Genomic DNA, 19,504 nt, shown 5'->3' on the forward strand with positions numbered 1-19,504 from the left:
AAAAGGAACATTGTGCTATACCGATTCTCTTATAGTTAAATTCCCTTTTTTCTTTTCTTTTATAATCTTGTAATCACTTCCATCTGTCATTTGTTGCATTAGAAGTTTTACTGTTTTTTTTCCCATTTCTTCAATTGGTTGTGCTAGAACCGTAATTGATGGAGAATTAAGCCTGAAACTGTCATGATCATCAAAACTAATCACTGCCTTATCTACCGGAATTTTTAATCCGAGTCGCCTTAAAGACTGTAATCCGGCCAACAGCAAATAATTTGCTCCAAATAATATTGCATCGATATCCGTATTGGCACTTAAAAATTCAGAGATTCTTTCTATTCGCTTATCTTCTGTTATTTGATAATCCATATCGAGAATTCTTGACTCATCGTACAAACCGACTTCTTTCAATGCATGAACGTAACCTTGTTTCCTCAGATCCATTTGAATCAGCTGTGAGTAATTGGTAACAAAGGCAATTTTTTTAAATCCTTTTCCTAAAAGAAATTGCGTGGCTTTTTCCGCCCCTTCAAAATTATCAAGCACTACATGGCTTACTTCTTGTCCTTCAAAATAACGATCGACCAATACAACCGGACATTGAAGTTCTAATAATCTGTCAATCGTACTTTTCATCTTTTCGGTAGGCGTTATGATAAAACCATCTACGTTTGCCTGCAACAAACTATCTACCAACTCTACTGCACGTTCATCACTTCCTCCAGTACTGCAATAAAACACTCTGTAATTCGAATCTATCGCTTCTCTTTCAATCACTTTCGCCAAGTCAGAAAAAAAGTGATTTGATATATCTTCCACAATAAGCCCAATCGATCTTGTTTTGCCAGTTCTCAAACTGCTGGCGATCATATTGAGTTTAAATTTCATTTCTTCACTAATTTTAAGAACCTTCTTAATCACTTCTTTGCTTATCCCCATTTTTTCGCCTTTGTTGTTCAAAACAAATGAAACAGTTGTAACTGAAACATTTGCCGCTTTGGCGATATCTTTAATGGTGATGTTTTTTTTCATGAAACGTTAAGCTTATCTTAAACTTTAGTTAATATGTTTAAACAAATATATATTTAATAAAACGATTTACAAAAACGTTTTAGTATTTTTTTTATGCTAATTTATTTTTTTTAACATTTAAAAAACCTAAAATCAAATTTTACAGCTAACCTACTGATAATAAAACAGTACCTAACACAAATCACAGTGTTATTTTTCTCACAAAAGCTGAAAATCGTTCAAAAATTCAATAAAAATCAATATTGCAAAAAACGATGCTTTAAAATCACGAAAAATGCGACATTTTTAACATAAATATATGTTAACTAATATTCATATAACAATTGCTTTACTTATTCATTATGTTTTTCACTTTATAAACAATTGCATTTTTGTTTTTTCTTTTTTTATTAAAAAGAGAAAATCACATTTTCAGCAATCTTGCTTTCTTTTTGTTTGATTTTCAAAGTTGTAAGCTTTTTATTTCATTTGATTTTTGTTGAGCGCTAAAACTCACAAATTCATTCGGTTTCTTTTGTCTTCAAAGCTGAAATTTGTCCTTTTTTGAGTTGATTTTACTACTCTATAACCGTAATTATTTCTCTCAAGCGAATATCTCTTGAAGAAGCTCCAATCATAATCCTAAAATCACCTGGTTCTACAACCCAATTCATTTCGCCATTCAACATTTTCAATGCTTCTTTATTGATTTCAAATGAAACTTCTTTTGATTCTCCTGCTTTAAGCGAAATTCTCTGAAAACCTTTCAACTGTTTTATTGGCTGAGCCAAAGATGCTAAAACATCATGCACATATAACTGAACAACCTCATCACCGTCAACTTGGCTTGTGTTTTTTATCGTGCAATACACTTTTGTTGTTTCTGATTTTCCAATTTGTTTTTTGTCAAAACGAAGATTGCTGTATTCAAATGTTGAGTAGCTTAATCCGAAACCAAAAGGGAATAATGGCGCACCGTTTAAATTGGTATAATCGTCTGATCGGCCTGTTGGTTTGTGATTGTAAACCAATGGCAATTGTCCCTCAAAAACAGGAAACGTAATTGGCAAGCGCCCTGCGGGATTTCGATCTCCAAACAAAATATTGGCAACAGCATGACCACCATCTTCACCGGGATACCAAACATCTAGGATTGATGGCACATTGTTAATCCATTTGTCCATTGTTATCGCACTTCCTCCAACCAAAACAACTACGACCGGTTTTCCAGTCGCTGCCACAGCATTTATCAATTCTTCTTGATGTCCGAGCAATCCTAAATACGCTCTGTCATTAAATTCTCCTTCCTCGATTCCGGCTGCAATTACAGCAACATCTGATTTTTTGGCAGCAGCTACGGCTTCATCTATTTTATTTTGCCAATCATTGTTTACGCCAACATTCCAAACTAATTTAAATTTCGCATAACCTTGTGATTCAAAAAATTCAATTTTAATGTCGTATTCTTTGTCTTTTTCAAAATTGAAATCAACTAGTTTCGTTGAATAGGTCTGACTTTTCCAATTGTCGATAATTAGTTTCCCGTTTAGATATAAACGAAAACCATCATTCCCTTCAAAACCAATTTTGTATGTTCCAGTTATCGGAGATTTTATTTTCCCGATCCATTTAGCAGAATAGAAATCGTAATTTATTTTTTCTTGATCTGGAGAATAAAGCGTCCAATCAAAATTAATTGCTTGATCTAATCGTGTCAAAACCGGACTTCCGTTTAATTGCACATTATTGAAATATTCACCCGTCAAACCATTTTTGATTTTGCCATTTTCAATACTAGACAATTGGATAGACGGAACCGAAACATATTCTTTACTTCTTCTCGCCACTCCTTCTGCAAAATTTATCTGAGCAGATGCTCCAAGTTTTGCCTTTATTCCGTCAAGCATATTTACTTTGCCATTGCCCGGCCCACTGTAACCACCCAAACGTGCTTCAGTAATATCATTCCCAATTAAGGCAATTGATTTGATTGACTTTTTAAGAGGCAAAACATTGTTTTCATTTTTCAACAAAACCATTCCTTTTTCAGCAGCTTCTCTTGACAACAATTTGTGCGCTGGATTTCCATTCCATTTATTGGTTTCTTTTTCATCAGCATACGGATTTTCGAATAATCCCAATTCAAATTTTAATCTTAAAACTCGAGCCACAGCTTCGTCAATATTTTTCATATCAATTCTTCCATCAAGGAAAGGTGGCTGGAATAATTTGTAATGATCGTAAGCCGTTTGAAAAATCACATCCAATCCGTTATTGATGGCATTTGCTCCAGATCCAGCATAATCTTTTGCCGTATAATGCAATACATTTCCGCCTCCAACAGCATTTGCATCAGAAATAATGAATCCTTTAAAATTCATTTCTCCTTTTAATTTTTTATTCAATAACCAATCATTAGCTGTACACGGACTTCCATTAATTGTATTGTACGAAGTCATTACGCTTCGGCTTCCTCCTTCAGTAAAACACGCACGGAAAGGTGGCAATTGATATTCTTCCAAATAACGCTCGCTGTAATCAATCGGGTAACTGTCACGACCTCCGTCGCCGCTATTGGCAAGAAAATGTTTCGGAGTTGTGATAACGCCTCTTTCTTCAAATGACGAAACATAAGCTACACCCATTTTTGAAGAAAGAAAAGGGTCTTCTCCGTAAGTCTCTTCTACTCTTCCCCAACGAACATCTGAAGCCAAGTTAACAACTGGCGATAAAATCTGGCGTATGCCACGACTTTTTGATTCCAATGCAATAGCTGTTGAAACTCTTTTTACCAATCCTGGATCAAAAGTTGCCGCCAATGAAATAGATTGTGGAAAAGCTGTAGCACCATCTCTAACCAAACCGTGCAAAGCTTCATCAAAAGCAATAATCGGAATGCCGAGGCGTGTTTTCTCAACAAAATATTTCTGTATTTTATTAATTAATTTGACGGTTTCTTTTGCATTACTTGCCGCGCTATAATCTAAAATCTGATTACTTGCATCTGAACTTCCTTTTGCACTGACTTGGAAACCAAAAATTCCATTTTTATAATTCGCTTCTCCATCAGACAAATCACCAGGAATCATGAACATTTGCCAAAATTTTTCCTCCGTTGTCATTCTGGACAACAAATCCTGAACGCGTTCTTCAACAGGCAATTTTGAATTTTTATATTTTGGTGTATTTTGAGAAAATAAGGCTTGGAATCCCAGAAATAGACTTAGAAAAAATATTTTTTTGTTCATTATTAATTTATTGAAATGCCTCAACAGGCATTAGTTTTATTGATTTTTATATGAAATCAATTCAGAGATTGGATAAAAAAATGCCATCTCCTTTTTGGAGATGACACTTCATACTTATTAATTTGTCAGGAATCCTCCGTGACCTCTATATAATTTTATTGGCGCATCTAACGTAACTTTGATACAAGTCACATATTTGTCGATTGCAGTTTCTGGTAAATCAATGTAAACCAATCCCGGAACGGCGCTCCATGAAATTTTTCCAACTACTTTATGCATTAGTTTTACATTTGAGCCTAAAACCGTAATATCCTGAATTTTATTATCAAGCCCTTTCAGCATCAATTGGCCTGAAGTTTTTCCGTGAACAAATAAGTAAAGCGTTTTTGAATCTTTAGAAAGTGTCGTTGGTCCATAAAAATGTCCTTGCGGAATTCCCGGAACCGTCCCAAAAATACCTTCGCCGTTTCTTCTGTTCCAGTCACCTAATTCTTTTAGCGTTGTCACCACTGTTTCAGGATAAGTACCATCAGGTTTTGGTCCAATGTCAAGCAACAAATTTCCACCGTTTGAAACTGCATCTACAAAAATCGTTACGATTTCGTATGGCGTTTTCCAATTCGTATCACTTACACGATACCCCCAGTTTTCATTCATCGTCATACATAATTCCCACCATTTAAATGCCGGACGAACTACTGGGAAATTTTGTTCGGGCGTGTCATAATCGCCATAACCTTGCAAACGTCCGTTGATAATTGTGTTCGGATTTCTGTCCAACATCATTTTACGTGTTTTTTCAGCTTGCCATTCTTCTGCACTATGCTCCCAATCTCCGTCAAACCACCATAAATCTGGATTGTACCAATCTGAAATTTCTTTGATTTGACCTTGGTAGAATTTTTGGAAACGCTCCCAACGCGCTGGTTCTTTTTTAATATCGTAACGTGCTTTGTCTTTCAAAAAGCCCGGATAATCATTATGCGTCCAATCGATTAATGAAAAATACGCCCCGCATTTTACATCTCTTTTGCGCAATTCTTCAAAAAATGGCTTAATCATATCTTTTTTGGCAGCACACGTTTTTACTGAACTCAATTTCCCCAATTTCGTATCATACATTGCAACACCATCATGATGTTTTGTAGTAATGACAGCATATCTTGCTCCAGAATTTTTGATCATTTCTGCCCAAGCTGCAGGATCATAATTGCTTAATGTATATCCTTTTTGCTGTTTCATATAATCTTCAACAGAAATTTTCCCATTGTGAAAACTCCACGATTCTGAAACATCGGCAACTGAATAAATTCCGGCGTGAATGAAGATTCCTAATTTAGCATCTTCAAACCATTTCATTTTTTCAGCAATATCTTGTGGTGCAATTTTATTCTGCGAATAGCCTGCGATCGTAGTTCCAATTACCAAAATCGCTAAGATTATCTTTTTGGTCATTTTTTTGTTTTTATGTAGTTATTATTTTATCAAGATTGTTGTTGCGGCAGTTTGCAAACCTTCACTTTTTGCTTTTACCGTAAATTGTCCTTTTTGTCCTTTTTTGGCTTTGACAATTACAAGAACTTTTCCATTATAAGCAGGTCTTTCTGTACTTTGAAAAGGTACAAAACTCGTTGCATCTCCATTGTCAGTTGCTACAATTTCACCTGCTCCTTCTATTGAAAACTTAACTAACGGATTGCTGCGAGGAACAACTAAACCATTACTATCTGTAACATCAACTGTTACGAAAACCAAATCAACATCATCCGCAATTACGGTATTTCTATCAGCAGTCATTTTTAGTTTTGCTGCACTTCCAGTAGTTTTTACAATATCTGTCGCCCAAGTTTTGCCATTTTTATAGCAAACTACTTTCAATTCACCAGGCGTATAAATTACATCGTCCCACGTTAAACGGAAATCTTTTCCTTTTGTCATTTTCTTTCTTCCAAGGCTTTTTCCGTTTAGGAATAATTCACCTTCATCCCCCGACGTATAAACGTGAACAGGCACTACTTTCCCAACTCGTTCACTCCAATTCCAGTGTGGCAAAATATGCGCTGTAGGAACATCAGGTCTCCAATGCGATTTGTAACTGTAATATCTATCTTTTGGGAAACCAGCCAAATCAATAATTCCGAAATAACTGCTTCTTGATGGCGGATTGCTTTTTTGCAATTCAGCCAATTTCGCCTCTAGTTCTTTTTGTTTTGACGGATCCGTTCTAAAATTCAGCAAATTGGTTTCATCTGAATTATACGGTGTCGGCTCTCCCAAATAATCAAAACCTGTCCAAACATATTCACCTAATAAATGCGGATATTTTGCATTGGTTCTAAATTGGGTATCAGGCGAACAACCCCAGCCCGGAAAAGCATCATCATAAGACGAAATCTGCCAAGTGGTTTTGTTGTATTTATCATCAAAGAAATATTCGCCACGAGAACTTACCGTCGAAGCGGTTTCACTTCCAATGGTTGGTTTTTTCTCATATCTCGGATCTACATCCCATTTTGGTTGCTGATCAAAAAAGTAATTCACTCCCATGATATCCAATGCTACAACAGCACCAGAACTTCTTCCGCCATCAGGATCGTTGTATCCGTTTGAAACCGGACGCGTTGGATCTTCTCTACGCATAATATCGGCCAAATGTTTGGTCAATGCAACATTTTGCTGATCTGGAACTTCATTTCCGATTGACCAAATAAATACCGAAGGATTATTTCTGTCTCTATGAACCAAAGCCATTAAATCCTTTTCATGCCATTCATCAAAAATGGTGTTATAATCCAATTTCTTTTTTCCGATTTTCCAAGCATCAAAAGCTTCATCCCAAACCAAGAATCCCATTTTATCTGCCAGTTCCAATAATTCTGGAGCGGGAGGATTGTGAGAAGTACGTAACGAATTACAGCCCATTTCTTTTAGCATCACCAATTGTCTTTTTAATGCCGAAGTATTAATTGCCGCACCCAAAGCTCCCAAATCATGATGATTGCAAGTACCAAAAATTTCAACTCTTTTTCCATTTAAAAGAAATCCGTTTCGTGGTGTGAACTCGATCGTACGAATACCAAAAGGTGTATTATAAGTATCTACAACCTTTCCGTCAACGCTTACTTTAGTTTGTGCAACATAACGATTTGGCGTTTTCAAATCCCATAATTTTGGATTAATCAAAATCGAATGCGTTTCTGCTTCTTCAGTTGAATTTGGTTTAATTTCTAAAGTTGAAACAATTAACGAACCTGCTTTTACTGTAGGCACATTGTTAATACCCAGCTCATACAAATCGGTAGTAACAACTGCTTTAACTGTTTTATTTGTTGCATTATCAACTTTCACTAAGACTTTTACAGCCGCTTCTTCTTTAGTAATATTGGGTGTTGTAATATAAGTTCCCCAATGTCCAACATGCACCGGATTTGTTTTTACCAACCAAACATGACGATAAATACCGGCGCCCGGGTACCAGCGAGAATCCCAATTTTCAGTGTCCAGACGAACAGCTAAAACATTTTCTTCTCCAAATTTCAAAAATGGTGTCAAATTCATGCGGAACGAATTGTAACCATACGGCCAAGTCCCAACATAATTCCCATTCAGGTAAATTTTGGCATTTGCCATTGCGCCATCAAAATCAACAAAAATCTGTTTTCCAGCATCTGAAGCCGGAACAGTAAAATGTTTGCGATACCAGCCAATTCCTTTCCAAGGCAATTTTCCTGTTTCTCCTCTAAGCTCAATTCTGAAAGGTCCTTTTATAGCCCAATCATGAGGCAAATTCAATTTTTCCCAATTGGCTTCATTAGTGGAAACGGCTTCTAAATTCTTAGGTTCTTCTTTAATTAATCCGTCAGCCTGAAGTCCGAATCTCGAAAAAGACCAATTATCATCAAATGATTCGGTATCAACCGAGCCCATTCTTTTAATTGCTTTTTGCTGAGAAAAGCCATAAAAACCAATTGTTAAACAGAGAATTAAAGCGAAATTATTACGTATTGAAAACATCTTTTGCTCCTATTTTTTGATTAATTATAGTGAACGGTCTAGATGTGTGTATCCTCCATCAACATGAATCAGTTGCCCTGTAGTATGGCTTGACCTATCAGACAAAAGAAAAACAGTCATATTAGCAATTTCTTCAGCAGTTGTCATTCTATTTTCAAAAGGAATTTTAGCTGTAATTTCTTTTAATTTCTGCTCTGGATTTTCAAGTGTATTGATCCATGTTTCATACAATGGCGTATAACATTCTGCCACAATCACGGCATTTACACGGATTCCATATTTTAGCAATTCAACAGCCCATTCGCGGGTTAACGCATTGCGCCCACCATTTGAAGCCGCGTATGCTGATGTATTTCCTTGTCCAGTATCAGCAGTTTTTGAACCGATATTAACGATCGCTCCTTTTGTTTTTTTCAGCTCAGGCAAAGCATGTTGTGCCATTAAATAATAGTGCACCAAATTTTTATGAAGCGAAGCCATGAATTTTTCGTAATCACCGCTTTCCAAACCAACGCCATCATTTACTCCGGCATTATTAACCAATCCGTCAATTCTTCCCGATAAAGCAATAACTTCTTCAACTGCTTTTTTACAAGCTTCAGGATTTGTAAGTTCAGCAACAACTGATAAAGCCTTTCCTCCATCAGCTTCTATTTCTTTAATTGCTTTTTGATTATCATTATTATCTCTTCCAATAATTACCGGAATTGCACCTTCACCTGCCAAAACTTTACAGATTCCAAGTCCAATTCCTTTGGCTCCGCCGGTTACAATAATTATTTTATCAGTAAGGTTAAGATTCATTTTGTATGCTATTTTAGTTAGATAGTTTTTTGATTGCGAATACATTTAAACCCACAATCACGGTCGGTTTTTTTTATAAATGATAAAAATGGATCGCGTTTTTGCTCCAAAATTTATCCTGATCTATTTTTGAAAATTTCGAAAAATAATCTTCTACAATTTCACATGATTCGGCATAAGAAGCTGCGAGCAAACTCACAGGCCAATCACTGCCAAACATCAAACGCTCAAGTCCAAAAACCTCAGTAACGACATCTAAACAATGCGTAAAATCAGCTTTTGTCCAATTATTCCAATCGGCTTCGGTCACCAAGCCTGATACTTTGCACATCACATTTGGAAATTTTGCGATTGCTCGAATTCCGTTTTCCCAATCTGTGAATTCTTTATTTTTAAAATCTGGTTTTGCCAAATGATCAATAACAAATTTTTGCTCTGGAAAATTCGCCACAAGCTTTGCTGCGTTTTCCAAATGTTTTGGAAAAATCAAAATATCATAGGTGAAATTATGTTTTGCTAATTGTGAAATTCCATTTTGAAATTTTGGTTGCAACATAAAATCAATATCTGCTTCCGCTTGAATAATATGCCTGAAACCTTTTAATTTTTCAAATTTGGCGGAATATTCCAAACGCTCTCCAATGTTATTAGCACATAAATCTATCCAGCCCACAACGCCTTTTATAAAAGGATTGTCTTTTGCCAAATCCAACAGAAAAAGTGTTTCTTCTTCACTTTGGTCAGCCTGAACTGCAACACAACCACCAAACTGATTTTCGAATAAAATGGGCTCCAAATCAGCAGGCAAAAAATCGCGCTTGATTACTTTCATTTCGTCTGTAATCCAAGCATCCTTTACAGGATCGTATTTCCAAAAATGTTGGTGGCTATCGATTTTCATGCAGGTCAAATATTTTTTCCATCATCATCCATTTTTCGCCTTCTTTCGCCCATGGCAAAGCTTTTTGGTATTTCCACATTAATTCTTCCCATTTTTGCACAACAGGATTATTGGCATCCATTTCTCCTTTTCTTTCAAAAGTAAAAGTCTCATTAGCTTCAATAATCATAAACATTCTGTTTCCAACACAATAAATATCAAGATTCTCAATTCCTGAATTGGTAATACTTTCTGTTATTTCTGGCCAGATTTTTTCATGATACTTTTTATACTCCGCTATTAAAGTCGGATCTTCAATTAAATCTAATGCAAGACAATATTTCTGAGTTACCATAGTACTTTATTATTTTTTTAAGGTTGAAACCTAAAATTACGGATTATCGTTTCTTTATTCTGTATAAAGTTATTAACTAAATCGTTTTATATTTTAGAACAGAGTTTTAGTGTAATCTTAAAAAAATAAAATTATTGCATTACAATCTTTTATTTTAGCTCAAAATTATCATTAATTAAGCATTTATTATCTTTTTAATAAATCCAGCCAAAAGACAGATTTTTAACCTATTTTTTTGACATAAATTATGAGATAAAAAAAAATAGCACATTATAAAAGAAAATCCTTAAAATGCAGATTTTAATTTTGAGCAAAATCTAATACCGATTTTTTAAAAATATTACAATGAAAAGCTACGGCTTATACCAAAGCATTTTTCCGGTACTCTTTTGGAGTGGTACCTATTAACTTTTTAAAAAGTTTATTGAAGTTTGAGGCCGTTTTGTAACCGCATTCGTAGGCAATTTCAGAAATACCCAAATCGGTTTCAATTAAATATTTGCAGGCATTTGAAACTCTGATTTCATTTAAGTATTCTACAAAAGGTTTTTTGGTTTTGGCCTTGAACATTCTGCAGAAAGAAGTTGGTGTCAAGTTTGCTATTTTCGAAATTTCATCCAGCGAAATCTCCTCCTTATAATTTGATTTTACATATTTAAAAACTTCGGCAAGACGATCACTTTTATTGTCTTCAGTAACTGGAACATATGAATTATCATTAATGTATCTTAAATCTTTACTTCGCGACAAGAGCGATAAAATTTCCATAAGTCCCATAACTACTTCAAAACCTTTCTTTTTGAGCAGTTTGTTCATTTTTTTTGCGATCAAAGTATTGGTTTCTCCTGTAATTGAAACCCCCTTTATAGCTTGGGCGAAAAACTTTTTAACTTCTTGCGCTTCGGGCAATTCATAAAAAGAGTTTCCAAAAAGATCTCGGCTAAAGTAAATTACAATGGCTTTTGCTTTAAGGCTATTTATTCCTTTATAAAAAATCTCATCGTTCAGCCAAACGTGTGGAATGTCATCTCCAAGAAAAACCATATCGCCAGGCTGAAAAGATTCTACCGAATTTCCGATGATTCTTTTGCCATGACTTTCTAATATGTAAACCAATTCAAATTCTGGATGGGAATGAAAAGGCGATTGAAAAAACGACTCTTCACGAGAGAATACAGATAACGATGTATTTGTATAGGAAGCGATAGTAGTTTTAACGATTTTCATTTTCCGAATAATAATGATAATTAATAATTAAATAATGATAAAATTGAATTAATTATTAAATTGATTTAGATATAATTTTAATTTACCCTAAAAACAAAAATAATATAAAAATGCATTCCACAATACTAAATCGTTTTAATAAGATAAAAAAATCAAAAAAAAGTTGTTTTTACCTCTTATTTTAAATTAAAAATCAGACTTGCTTTTTGCTTCGAAAGTCCTAAAAACATTGGAAATAGAACTAAAACTAAGCCTAAAAATTAAGTCCATTTTGAGGACAAAATGACAAAATTGAATTAATAAGTGATTTCTCGATAAAAATATATATCTCGATTAACAACCAATTTTACAAAACGTTTTTAAGCAAAATTTAAAAGCGTTTTTAAAAATCTACAAACGCTCCTTTTTATTCTAAACTTAAAAATTATTTAACGACAGCTTAATTGAAAAGTGTTGGAATAAAAAAACAAAAACTAAAAAACAAATGAAAAAAGAACTCTTAATTTTCCTTCTTGCTCTCGGTTCAAATTTGACTGCGCAAACTAAAACTACAGGAAATGTTGTGGAATATTTTGGAAAAGAAAAAATAGAAACAACCGCCGAAGGAAGTGTTTTGCATCAATTTACTGAAGGTTATTTTCTACCTGCCGACAAAAAAAGCGGCACACTTTTCAACGGACAAGATCCAGTTGCTTGGCAATATGCGACGGGGAAATTTGTTAATCCGAACAAGCAAAAAGGAGATTGGAAGAACATTAAAGTAGATTCAGTAGGCGTTTTTAGCGGAAAAGATTTGAGATCAGCCTTTTTGTTTACCGAATATAATTCGCCAAAAGAGCAAATCGTACTTCTTGAAACTACAGGCGGAACGCGCACTTATATAAATGGAATGCCGCATGAAGGAGATCATTATGATTTTGGCTACACTTTGATTCCGTTTAAACTTCAAAAAGGGACGAACGAATTTGTTTACACAAAAGGCCGTTTTGGTCGCGTAAAATCAAAAATTATTGCGCTTTCAAAAAACATTCAATTTACTAAACGCGACTTGACGCTTCCTGATGTTATCAATGGCGAAAAAGATGAAAAATGGGCTTCTGTTCGTATTATCAATGCAACCGAAAAGGATTTAAAAAATCTTAAAATCGTAGCGAAATTATCCAGTGGAGAAACGGCTTCGTATAATACTGACGATATTATGCCAATGTTTGTGCGAAAAGTGAAATATAAAATTCCGGCGGCAAAAAAAGACTTTACTGGCGAACTAAAATTAGAACTTACTTTAATTGACAAAAGCGGAAAAGTATTAGACAAAACAGAATTCCCAATCCAACAACGTTCTGCAACTGTTCATCACGAACGTACTTTTTTAAGTAAAGTTGACAACAGTGTACAATATTACAGTATCGCTCCCGCTTTAGGAACTGGACCAAAAGCACTGGTTTTATCCGTTCACGGCGCTTCAGTTGAAGCCAGAAATCAGGCTCGCGCTTACAAACAAAAGGATTGGGTTACTATCGCAGCCGCAACAAACCGTCGTCCGTTTGGATTTAATTGGGAAGACTGGGGAAGAATTGATGCATTGGAAGTTTTAGAAGAAGCAAAAAGAGTTTTCAAAACCATTCCAGAGCAAACCTATTTAACAGGCCATTCAATGGGCGGTCACGGAACTTGGTTTTTAGGAACTACTTATCCAGGAAAATTTGCCGCGATTGCGCCTTGCGCTTCTTATCCTGACATTTCAACTTATGGATTTGACAAAGGAGACGAAATGCACGACAAATTCAAAGCGTATGAATCTATTAAACGTTCTGCAAATTCGGGGCGTGTGAAAAGTCTTGTGCAAAACTTAAAACAAGACGGAGTTTATATTCTGCATGGCGATGCCGATTCAACGGTTCCGATTTCGCAAGTGCGCGAAATGCGTCAGATTTTAGGCACTTTTCATCCAAACTTTTGTTACTATGAATATCCTGGAGGAGAACATTGGTACGGAGATCATTCGGTGGACTGGTTCCCTATTTTTGAATTCTTCAAACGCCAAACAATTCCGGCTAATAAAAATGTGAAAGAAATTGATTTTTATACGGCGACCCCAGCAGTTTCTTCAACTGATTATTGGATCAAATTACAACAGCAAATTCTTCCTTTTGATTTTTCTAATATTAATGCCAAAATCGATAAAGAAACAATTACTGTTAAAACCAAAAATGCTTCAATTTTAGAACTTGATTTGCCTTCATTGGAAATAAACAAGGAAATCACAATCAATATTGACGATCAAATTCTGAAAACAGCTTCTGATAAAAAAGCTATTTTAGCCTTAAAAGACGGAAAATGGAATTTTGCCAACGAAATAAATACTGCTAAAAAATACGCAGAACGTCAAGGCGGATTTAAATTTGCTTTTAACAACAATGTTGTTTTCGTTTACGCAACGGGCGGTTCTGCTTTAGAAAAAGAATGGTACCAAAACAGAGCGCGTTTTGATGCAGAAACTTTTTATTACAGAGGAAATGGAAGTATTGATGTCATTACGGACAAAGAATTTTCATTGGAAAAATACAAAGACAGAAATGTTATTATTTACGGAAATGCTTCAAACAATAGCGCATGGAAATTATTGCTGAAAAATTCTCCAATCCAGATTGATAATCAGCAAGTAAAAATTGACAACAAAATAATTAAAGGAGACGATTTGGCTGCTTATTTTGTAGTACCAAGAACAGACAGCAAAACTGCAATGGTTGGCGTTGTATCTGGAACTTCTGAAAAAGGAATGAAAGCGACTTGGGCAAACAATTACATTTCGGGAATTACAGGCTTTCCTGACGTAATGATTTTCAAAACCGATTTGCTTTTAAATGGTTTGCCAGATATGAAAGTAAGCGGTTTCTTTGATAATGACTGGTCAGCTAAAACGTTGGAATTTTTCAATTAGAATAAAAAAATAAATTCAGAATAAAGCAGGTGCGTTAATTTTACTAATACGATTTAGTATTTCAATAAAAACACCTACTTTTAGCAAAAAAAGACAGAGAATCAAACTAGTAGCGATATTTCTCACAGAAAAAACAATCTTCTGAAATTGCGCTATTTACAACCAAAAAAACAAACTACTTTCTGATTGAATTAAGTCGGATTAAAATAAACAAAGACATGACAAATCGTAGAAATTTTCTAAAAACAACTGCAATCGCATCGGCTGCTGTTGTACTGAATTCTTTCACCGGAAATGCGGAAGAACTTAAAGAGGAACAAAATGAACTTCCAGAAGGAAAAGTTAGAAAACCAATCGTACTTTCAACTTGGCGTTTTGGCCTTCAAGCAAATGAAGCCGCTTGGGAAGTATTAAAAAATGGAGGAAGAGCTCTTGATGCTGTAGAAGCCGGAGTGAAAGTTCCAGAAGCTGATCCGAAAGAAAGAAGTGTTGGCTACGGAGGAAGACCAGATCGCGACGGACGCGTGACTTTAGACGCTTGTATCATGGACGAGATGTCGAATATTGGTTCTGTTGGTTGTCTTGAACATATTAAACATCCTATATCTGTTGCTCGCGCCGTGATGGAAAAAACGCCTCACGTGATGTTGGTTGGTGATGGAGCGCTTCAATTTGCTTTGTCGCAAGGTTTTCAAAAAGAAAATTTACTAGTTCCCGATTCTGAAAAAGAATGGAAAGAATGGCTAAAAACATCTGAATATAAACCCATTGCTAATATCGAAAATCACGATACGATTGGAATGATTGCTTTGGATGCCGCCGGAAATCTTTCGGGAGCTTGTACTACGAGCGGTATGGCTTTCAAAATGCACGGTCGTCTTGGAGATTCTCCTATTATCGGTGCAGGTTTATATGTTGATAACGAAATTGGAGCTGCAACTGCAACTGGACATGGTGAAGAAGTAATTAGAATTGCGGGATGCCATTTGGTTGTAGAATTAATGCGCCAAGGAAGATCACCTCAAAAAGCTTGTGAAGAAGCGGTTCAGCGTGTAGTAAAACTGATGAAAAACAGAAACAAAAACCTAAAAGATATTCAAGTTGGTTTTATTGCTTTGAACAAAAAAGGCGATTATGGCTCATATTGTGTTCAGAGTGGTTTCAACTACGCTGTTTATGACGAAACTGGAAATCGTTTGATTGATCCTGATTATTATATCAAGTAATCATCTGTCAAAACCATTAATGATTTAACCAAAAACAAAATGAAAAATAAATTCAAATTATTGTTTACTGCTGTAGTTTGTGCGGGTTCGTTTTCTCTTCACGCGCAAGGCGACTTTAGCATGGAAGCAAATAAATCAGAAGAAGCAGGTTACATTTGGACAAAAGATCCGCAGGTAAAAGCCAATCTTGACAAATGGCAGGGTTACAAATTTGGTGTTTTGATCCATATGGGACTTTACACTCAATTAGGAACAGTAGAATCGTGGGGATTAGCTCCAGAAGATTGGGTGACCCGAGATGGCTACGATGATTATTACAAATATGCTACTGATTACAGAAATACAAAATTCAAATTAAACCCTACGAATTTAAATTCTGAAAAATGGGCGAAAATGTTCAAAAATGCAGGAGCAAAATACATGATTTTTACTTCAAAACATCATGACGGATTTTGTATGTACGATTCAAAATTTACCGATTTTAAAATCACAAATCCAGAATTACCATACGCGAAAAATCCAAAAGCTGATGTATTAAAAGATGTTTTAGATGCTTCAAGAAAAGAAGGATTGGCGGTTGGTGTTTATTTCTCAAAACCAGACTGGACAACTCAAAATTTTTGGTGGTCATATTATCCGCCAAAAGACAGAAATCCGACTTATGATATTAAAAAATTTCCAGATCGTTGGAAAAGCTATGTTGACTATACTCAAAATCAGCTAAATGAATTAACTACAAATTACGGAAAAGTAGATATTCTTTGGCTGGACGGATGTTGGGTTCGACCACTTTCTACTATCAATAAAAAAGTGGAAGAATTTTGCAAATATCCGTATGATATGGATATCGACATGAAGCATATTGCTGAAACTGCCCGCAAAAAACAACCAGGAATGCTTGTGGTAGATCGTTGGGTTCCGAGTGAATATGAAAACTATTTAACACCAGAGCAAAAAACTCCAGAAAAACCATTGACAGTGCCTTGGGAAAGTTGCATTACACTTGGCGGTGCTTGGGGTTGGGTGCCAAATGATCATTACAAATCATCAAAAGAAGTAATTCAGTTGATGACTAATATCGTGGTAAAAGGCGGTAATTTATTGTTAGGCGTTGGACCAGATGCCAAAGGAGAATTTGATCCAAAAATCGAAACTACTTTAGCTAATGTTGGAAAATGGCTTTCTGCAAATGGAGAATCGATTTACGACACTAAACCTGTTGCTCCTTATTTAGATGGAAAAGTAGGTTATACACAAAAAGGAAATGCAGTTTACGGAATTTACATGCCGGCAAAAGATGAAAAAGAATTGCCAGCAGAAATAACAATCAAAACGGACTTAAAGAATCCAAAAGTTATTTTATTAGCGAGCAAGCAAAAACTGAGCAGCAAAAAAATAAGTGGCGGGATTATTGTTAGTATTCCGCAAAACCTTAGAACTTCTTTAGTAAATTCGGAAGCAGTTGTCTTTAAGGTAAATTAAAGAAATTCTAAAAAAACGGCACAATATTACTGACTAATAAACCACAATTAAGAATGAAAAAACAGTTATTAACGCTTTTTGGATGTTTTATTTTTGCATCTATGACGGCTCAAAAAGTAAGCGCCCCAGCACCTTATGGAGCGTTACCGACGGAAGCGCAATTGCAATGGCACGAAGTAGAGCAATACGTTTTAGTGCATTTTACGCCAACCACTTTTCAAAACAAAGAATGGGGATACGGAGATGCCGATCCTAAAATTTTTAATCCTACAAAATTTGATGCAAGCCAAATTGTGAATGCGGCCAAAGCAGGCGGTTTTAAAGGCTTAATTTTTGTAGCAAAACATCATGACGGATTTTGTTTATGGCCAACAAAAACGACCGATTACAATATCAGCAAAAGTCCGTTTCGTGACGGAAAAGGCGATATGGTAAAAGAATTCGAAGTTGCTACACGCAAGGCCGGAATGAAATTCGGTCTTTATTGTTCTCCTTGGGACAGAAATAACGAATTTTATGGAACGCCAGAATACGTAACTAAATTCCGTGAGCAGTTAACTGAATTATATTCCAATTACGGAAAATTATTTATCACTTGGTTTGATGGCGCTAACGGAGGAGATGGTTATTATGGTGGCAAAAATGAAAAAAGAAGCATTGATCGCACGAAATATTATGGTTGGGAAACCACTTGGCAAATTTCAAGAAAACTGCAACCGGATGCCGTTATTTTTGCCGATATGGGCGACGTGCGTTGGGTAGGAAACGAACACGGTTATGCTGCAGAAACTTCTTGGGCAACCTTTACACCGTTGCCAACCGCTGGAAATACAATTGCCGTTCCAGGTGCAACCGATTCTAAAAAATCTCCAGAAGGAACTCGAAACGGTCAATTTTGGAAACCTGCAGAATGTGATGTACCGCTTAGAAATGGATGGTTTTATCATACTGCTGATGACAATCACGTAAAATCAGTTTCAGAATTGTTTAAGATTTATATGAATTCTGTTGGACGTGGTGCTTGTTTGGATTTAGGACTTTCACCAAACACAGACGGTCTATTGCATCCAAATGATGTCAAGGCATTGAAGGATTTTGGTGATTTTCTAAAAAAACTTTTTGCAGATAATCTTGCCAAATCAGCTGTGATTAAAGCAACTGAAGTTCGAGGTGAAAATGAAATATTCTTTGGAACAAAAAATCTTACTGATAACGATCGTTACTCTTATTGGGCAACCAATGATGAGATAAAAAAAGCGGCACTAACTTTAGAATGGAACAAAGAACAAACTTTTAACATCATTCGTTTAAGAGAAAATATCAAACTTGGTCAACGTATTGAAAAAGTCGAATTTGATGCTTTTTCTAATGGAAAATGGAAAAAAGTAGGCGAAACTACAAGTATTGGAGCTAACCGATTAGTACGTTTACCAAATTACATCACTACTTCAAAATTAAGAATTCGCATTGAAGAATCTCCAGTTTGTATTGCTTTGAGTGACGTTGGTATTTTCAGAGAACCAGAACAATTGGCACTTCCAAAGATCAAAAGAGACAAAGACGGAAATGTTTCTATTACTACGGAAACGCCTGTAAATAAAATTCATTATACCATTGACGGAACAGAACCTACAGTTCAATCTCCAGTTTATGAAACTGCATTTTCTTTTTTATCGTCGGGCGATGTTAAAGCGAAATCTTTTGGAACAGATTTGAAATCAAGCGAAACTGTAATTCAATCTTTTAACGTATGCAAAAAAGATTGGAAAGTAGTAACTGCAACTTTTGAAAACCTCGAAAAAGAAAAAGCTTCAAACGCTATTGATGATAATGAAACAACTTTCTGGAGTACTGCTGAAAATACTTCATTAATACATTTACCACAGATTATTATTATAGATATGGGACAAGAATTGGAGATTTCAGCTTTATCGTATTTGCCTCGTCAAAACGGTACAGGAGGAATTGTAAAAAATTACCAATTAGAAGCAAGTACAGACGGCACAACGTGGAAAACTATTGCTGAAGGCGAATTTTCTAACATTAAAAGCAACCCTGTCGAACAAATTATTACTTTAAAAGCTTCGGCGAAAGCCAGATATATTAAGTTTGTCGGCAAAACTAGCGTAGATGGAAATTATGTTTCTATCGCTGAAATTGGCGTAAAAACGAAGAAATAAAAAATATAGCAAAACTATTGTAAAGAAAAGGCCGTTCAAATGAACGGCTTTTTTTATAAAAACATCTTAGGCATACTTTTCAGAAACATTGCCAATGGTTTCAACCATTGGAACACAATAATAATCCTTTCTATCGTCT

General features: G+C 35.3%; 12 protein-coding genes. 4 read left to right on the forward strand and 8 right to left on the reverse strand.

Annotation, left to right across the window (positions count from 1 at the left end; all coding sequences use genetic code 11):
- Positions 1–15: 15 nt before the first annotated feature.
- The 8 genes from AAYQ19_RS13900 to AAYQ19_RS13935 all read right to left on the reverse strand — a co-directional run bounded on the left by AAYQ19_RS13900 (position 16) and on the right by AAYQ19_RS13935 (position 11,536).
- Positions 16–1,029 (reverse strand): LacI family DNA-binding transcriptional regulator, encoded by a 1,014-nt coding sequence (locus tag AAYQ19_RS13900; RefSeq protein WP_343537030.1) that lies wholly within the window; start codon positions 1,027–1,029, stop codon positions 16–18.
- Positions 1,030–1,586: 557 nt separating this feature from the next.
- Positions 1,587–4,256, reverse strand: a complete 2,670-nt coding sequence (locus tag AAYQ19_RS13905; RefSeq protein ID WP_343537031.1) for a glycoside hydrolase family 3 protein — start codon at positions 4,254–4,256, stop codon at positions 1,587–1,589.
- Between the two features lie 117 nt (positions 4,257–4,373).
- Positions 4,374–5,711, reverse strand: coding sequence for an alpha-L-fucosidase (locus AAYQ19_RS13910; RefSeq protein WP_343537032.1), 1,338 nt, complete (start codon positions 5,709–5,711; stop codon positions 4,374–4,376).
- Positions 5,712–5,732: 21 nt separating this feature from the next.
- The gene (galB, locus tag AAYQ19_RS13915; RefSeq protein ID WP_343537033.1) at positions 5,733–8,270 is read right to left on the reverse strand and encodes a beta-galactosidase GalB; all 2,538 of its coding nucleotides are present in this window, start codon (positions 8,268–8,270) and stop codon (positions 5,733–5,735) included.
- Positions 8,271–8,294: 24 nt separating this feature from the next.
- Positions 8,295–9,074: an L-fucose dehydrogenase gene (locus AAYQ19_RS13920; RefSeq protein WP_343537034.1), complete on the reverse strand. Its 780-nt coding sequence runs from the start codon at positions 9,072–9,074 to the stop codon at positions 8,295–8,297.
- Positions 9,075–9,147: 73 nt separating this feature from the next.
- Positions 9,148–9,975, reverse strand: coding sequence for an amidohydrolase family protein (locus AAYQ19_RS13925; RefSeq protein WP_343537035.1), 828 nt, complete (start codon positions 9,973–9,975; stop codon positions 9,148–9,150).
- Positions 9,962–10,309 (reverse strand): L-rhamnose mutarotase, encoded by a 348-nt coding sequence (locus tag AAYQ19_RS13930; protein WP_343537036.1) that lies wholly within the window; start codon positions 10,307–10,309, stop codon positions 9,962–9,964. Before AAYQ19_RS13930 ends, AAYQ19_RS13925 begins: the two co-directional genes overlap by 14 nt.
- A 360-nt stretch (positions 10,310–10,669) precedes the next feature.
- Positions 10,670–11,536, reverse strand: a complete 867-nt coding sequence (locus AAYQ19_RS13935; protein WP_343537037.1) for an AraC family transcriptional regulator — start codon at positions 11,534–11,536, stop codon at positions 10,670–10,672.
- A 484-nt stretch (positions 11,537–12,020) separates the two neighbouring features.
- On the opposite strand from AAYQ19_RS13935, the gene AAYQ19_RS13940 reads away from it, so the two are divergent.
- The 4 genes from AAYQ19_RS13940 (at position 12,021) to AAYQ19_RS13955 (ending at position 19,365) form a co-directional block, all read left to right on the forward strand.
- Positions 12,021–14,477: a prolyl oligopeptidase family serine peptidase gene (locus AAYQ19_RS13940; protein ID WP_343537039.1), complete on the forward strand. Its 2,457-nt coding sequence runs from the start codon at positions 12,021–12,023 to the stop codon at positions 14,475–14,477.
- Between the two features lie 218 nt (positions 14,478–14,695).
- Positions 14,696–15,703 (forward strand): isoaspartyl peptidase/L-asparaginase, encoded by a 1,008-nt coding sequence (locus AAYQ19_RS13945; protein WP_343537041.1) that lies wholly within the window; start codon positions 14,696–14,698, stop codon positions 15,701–15,703.
- Between the two features lie 39 nt (positions 15,704–15,742).
- A complete protein-coding gene (locus AAYQ19_RS13950; RefSeq protein ID WP_343537042.1) occupies positions 15,743–17,185 on the forward strand; it encodes an alpha-L-fucosidase in 1,443 nt (480 codons plus the stop codon).
- A 53-nt stretch (positions 17,186–17,238) separates the two neighbouring features.
- Positions 17,239–19,365, forward strand: a complete 2,127-nt coding sequence (locus AAYQ19_RS13955; protein ID WP_343537044.1) for an alpha-L-fucosidase — start codon at positions 17,239–17,241, stop codon at positions 19,363–19,365.
- The last annotated feature ends 139 nt before the right edge of the window (positions 19,366–19,504 follow it).

Origin of the sequence: Flavobacterium mesophilum (genome assembly GCF_039581405.1) — a bacterium.
GTDB lineage: Bacteria > Bacteroidota > Bacteroidia > Flavobacteriales > Flavobacteriaceae > Flavobacterium.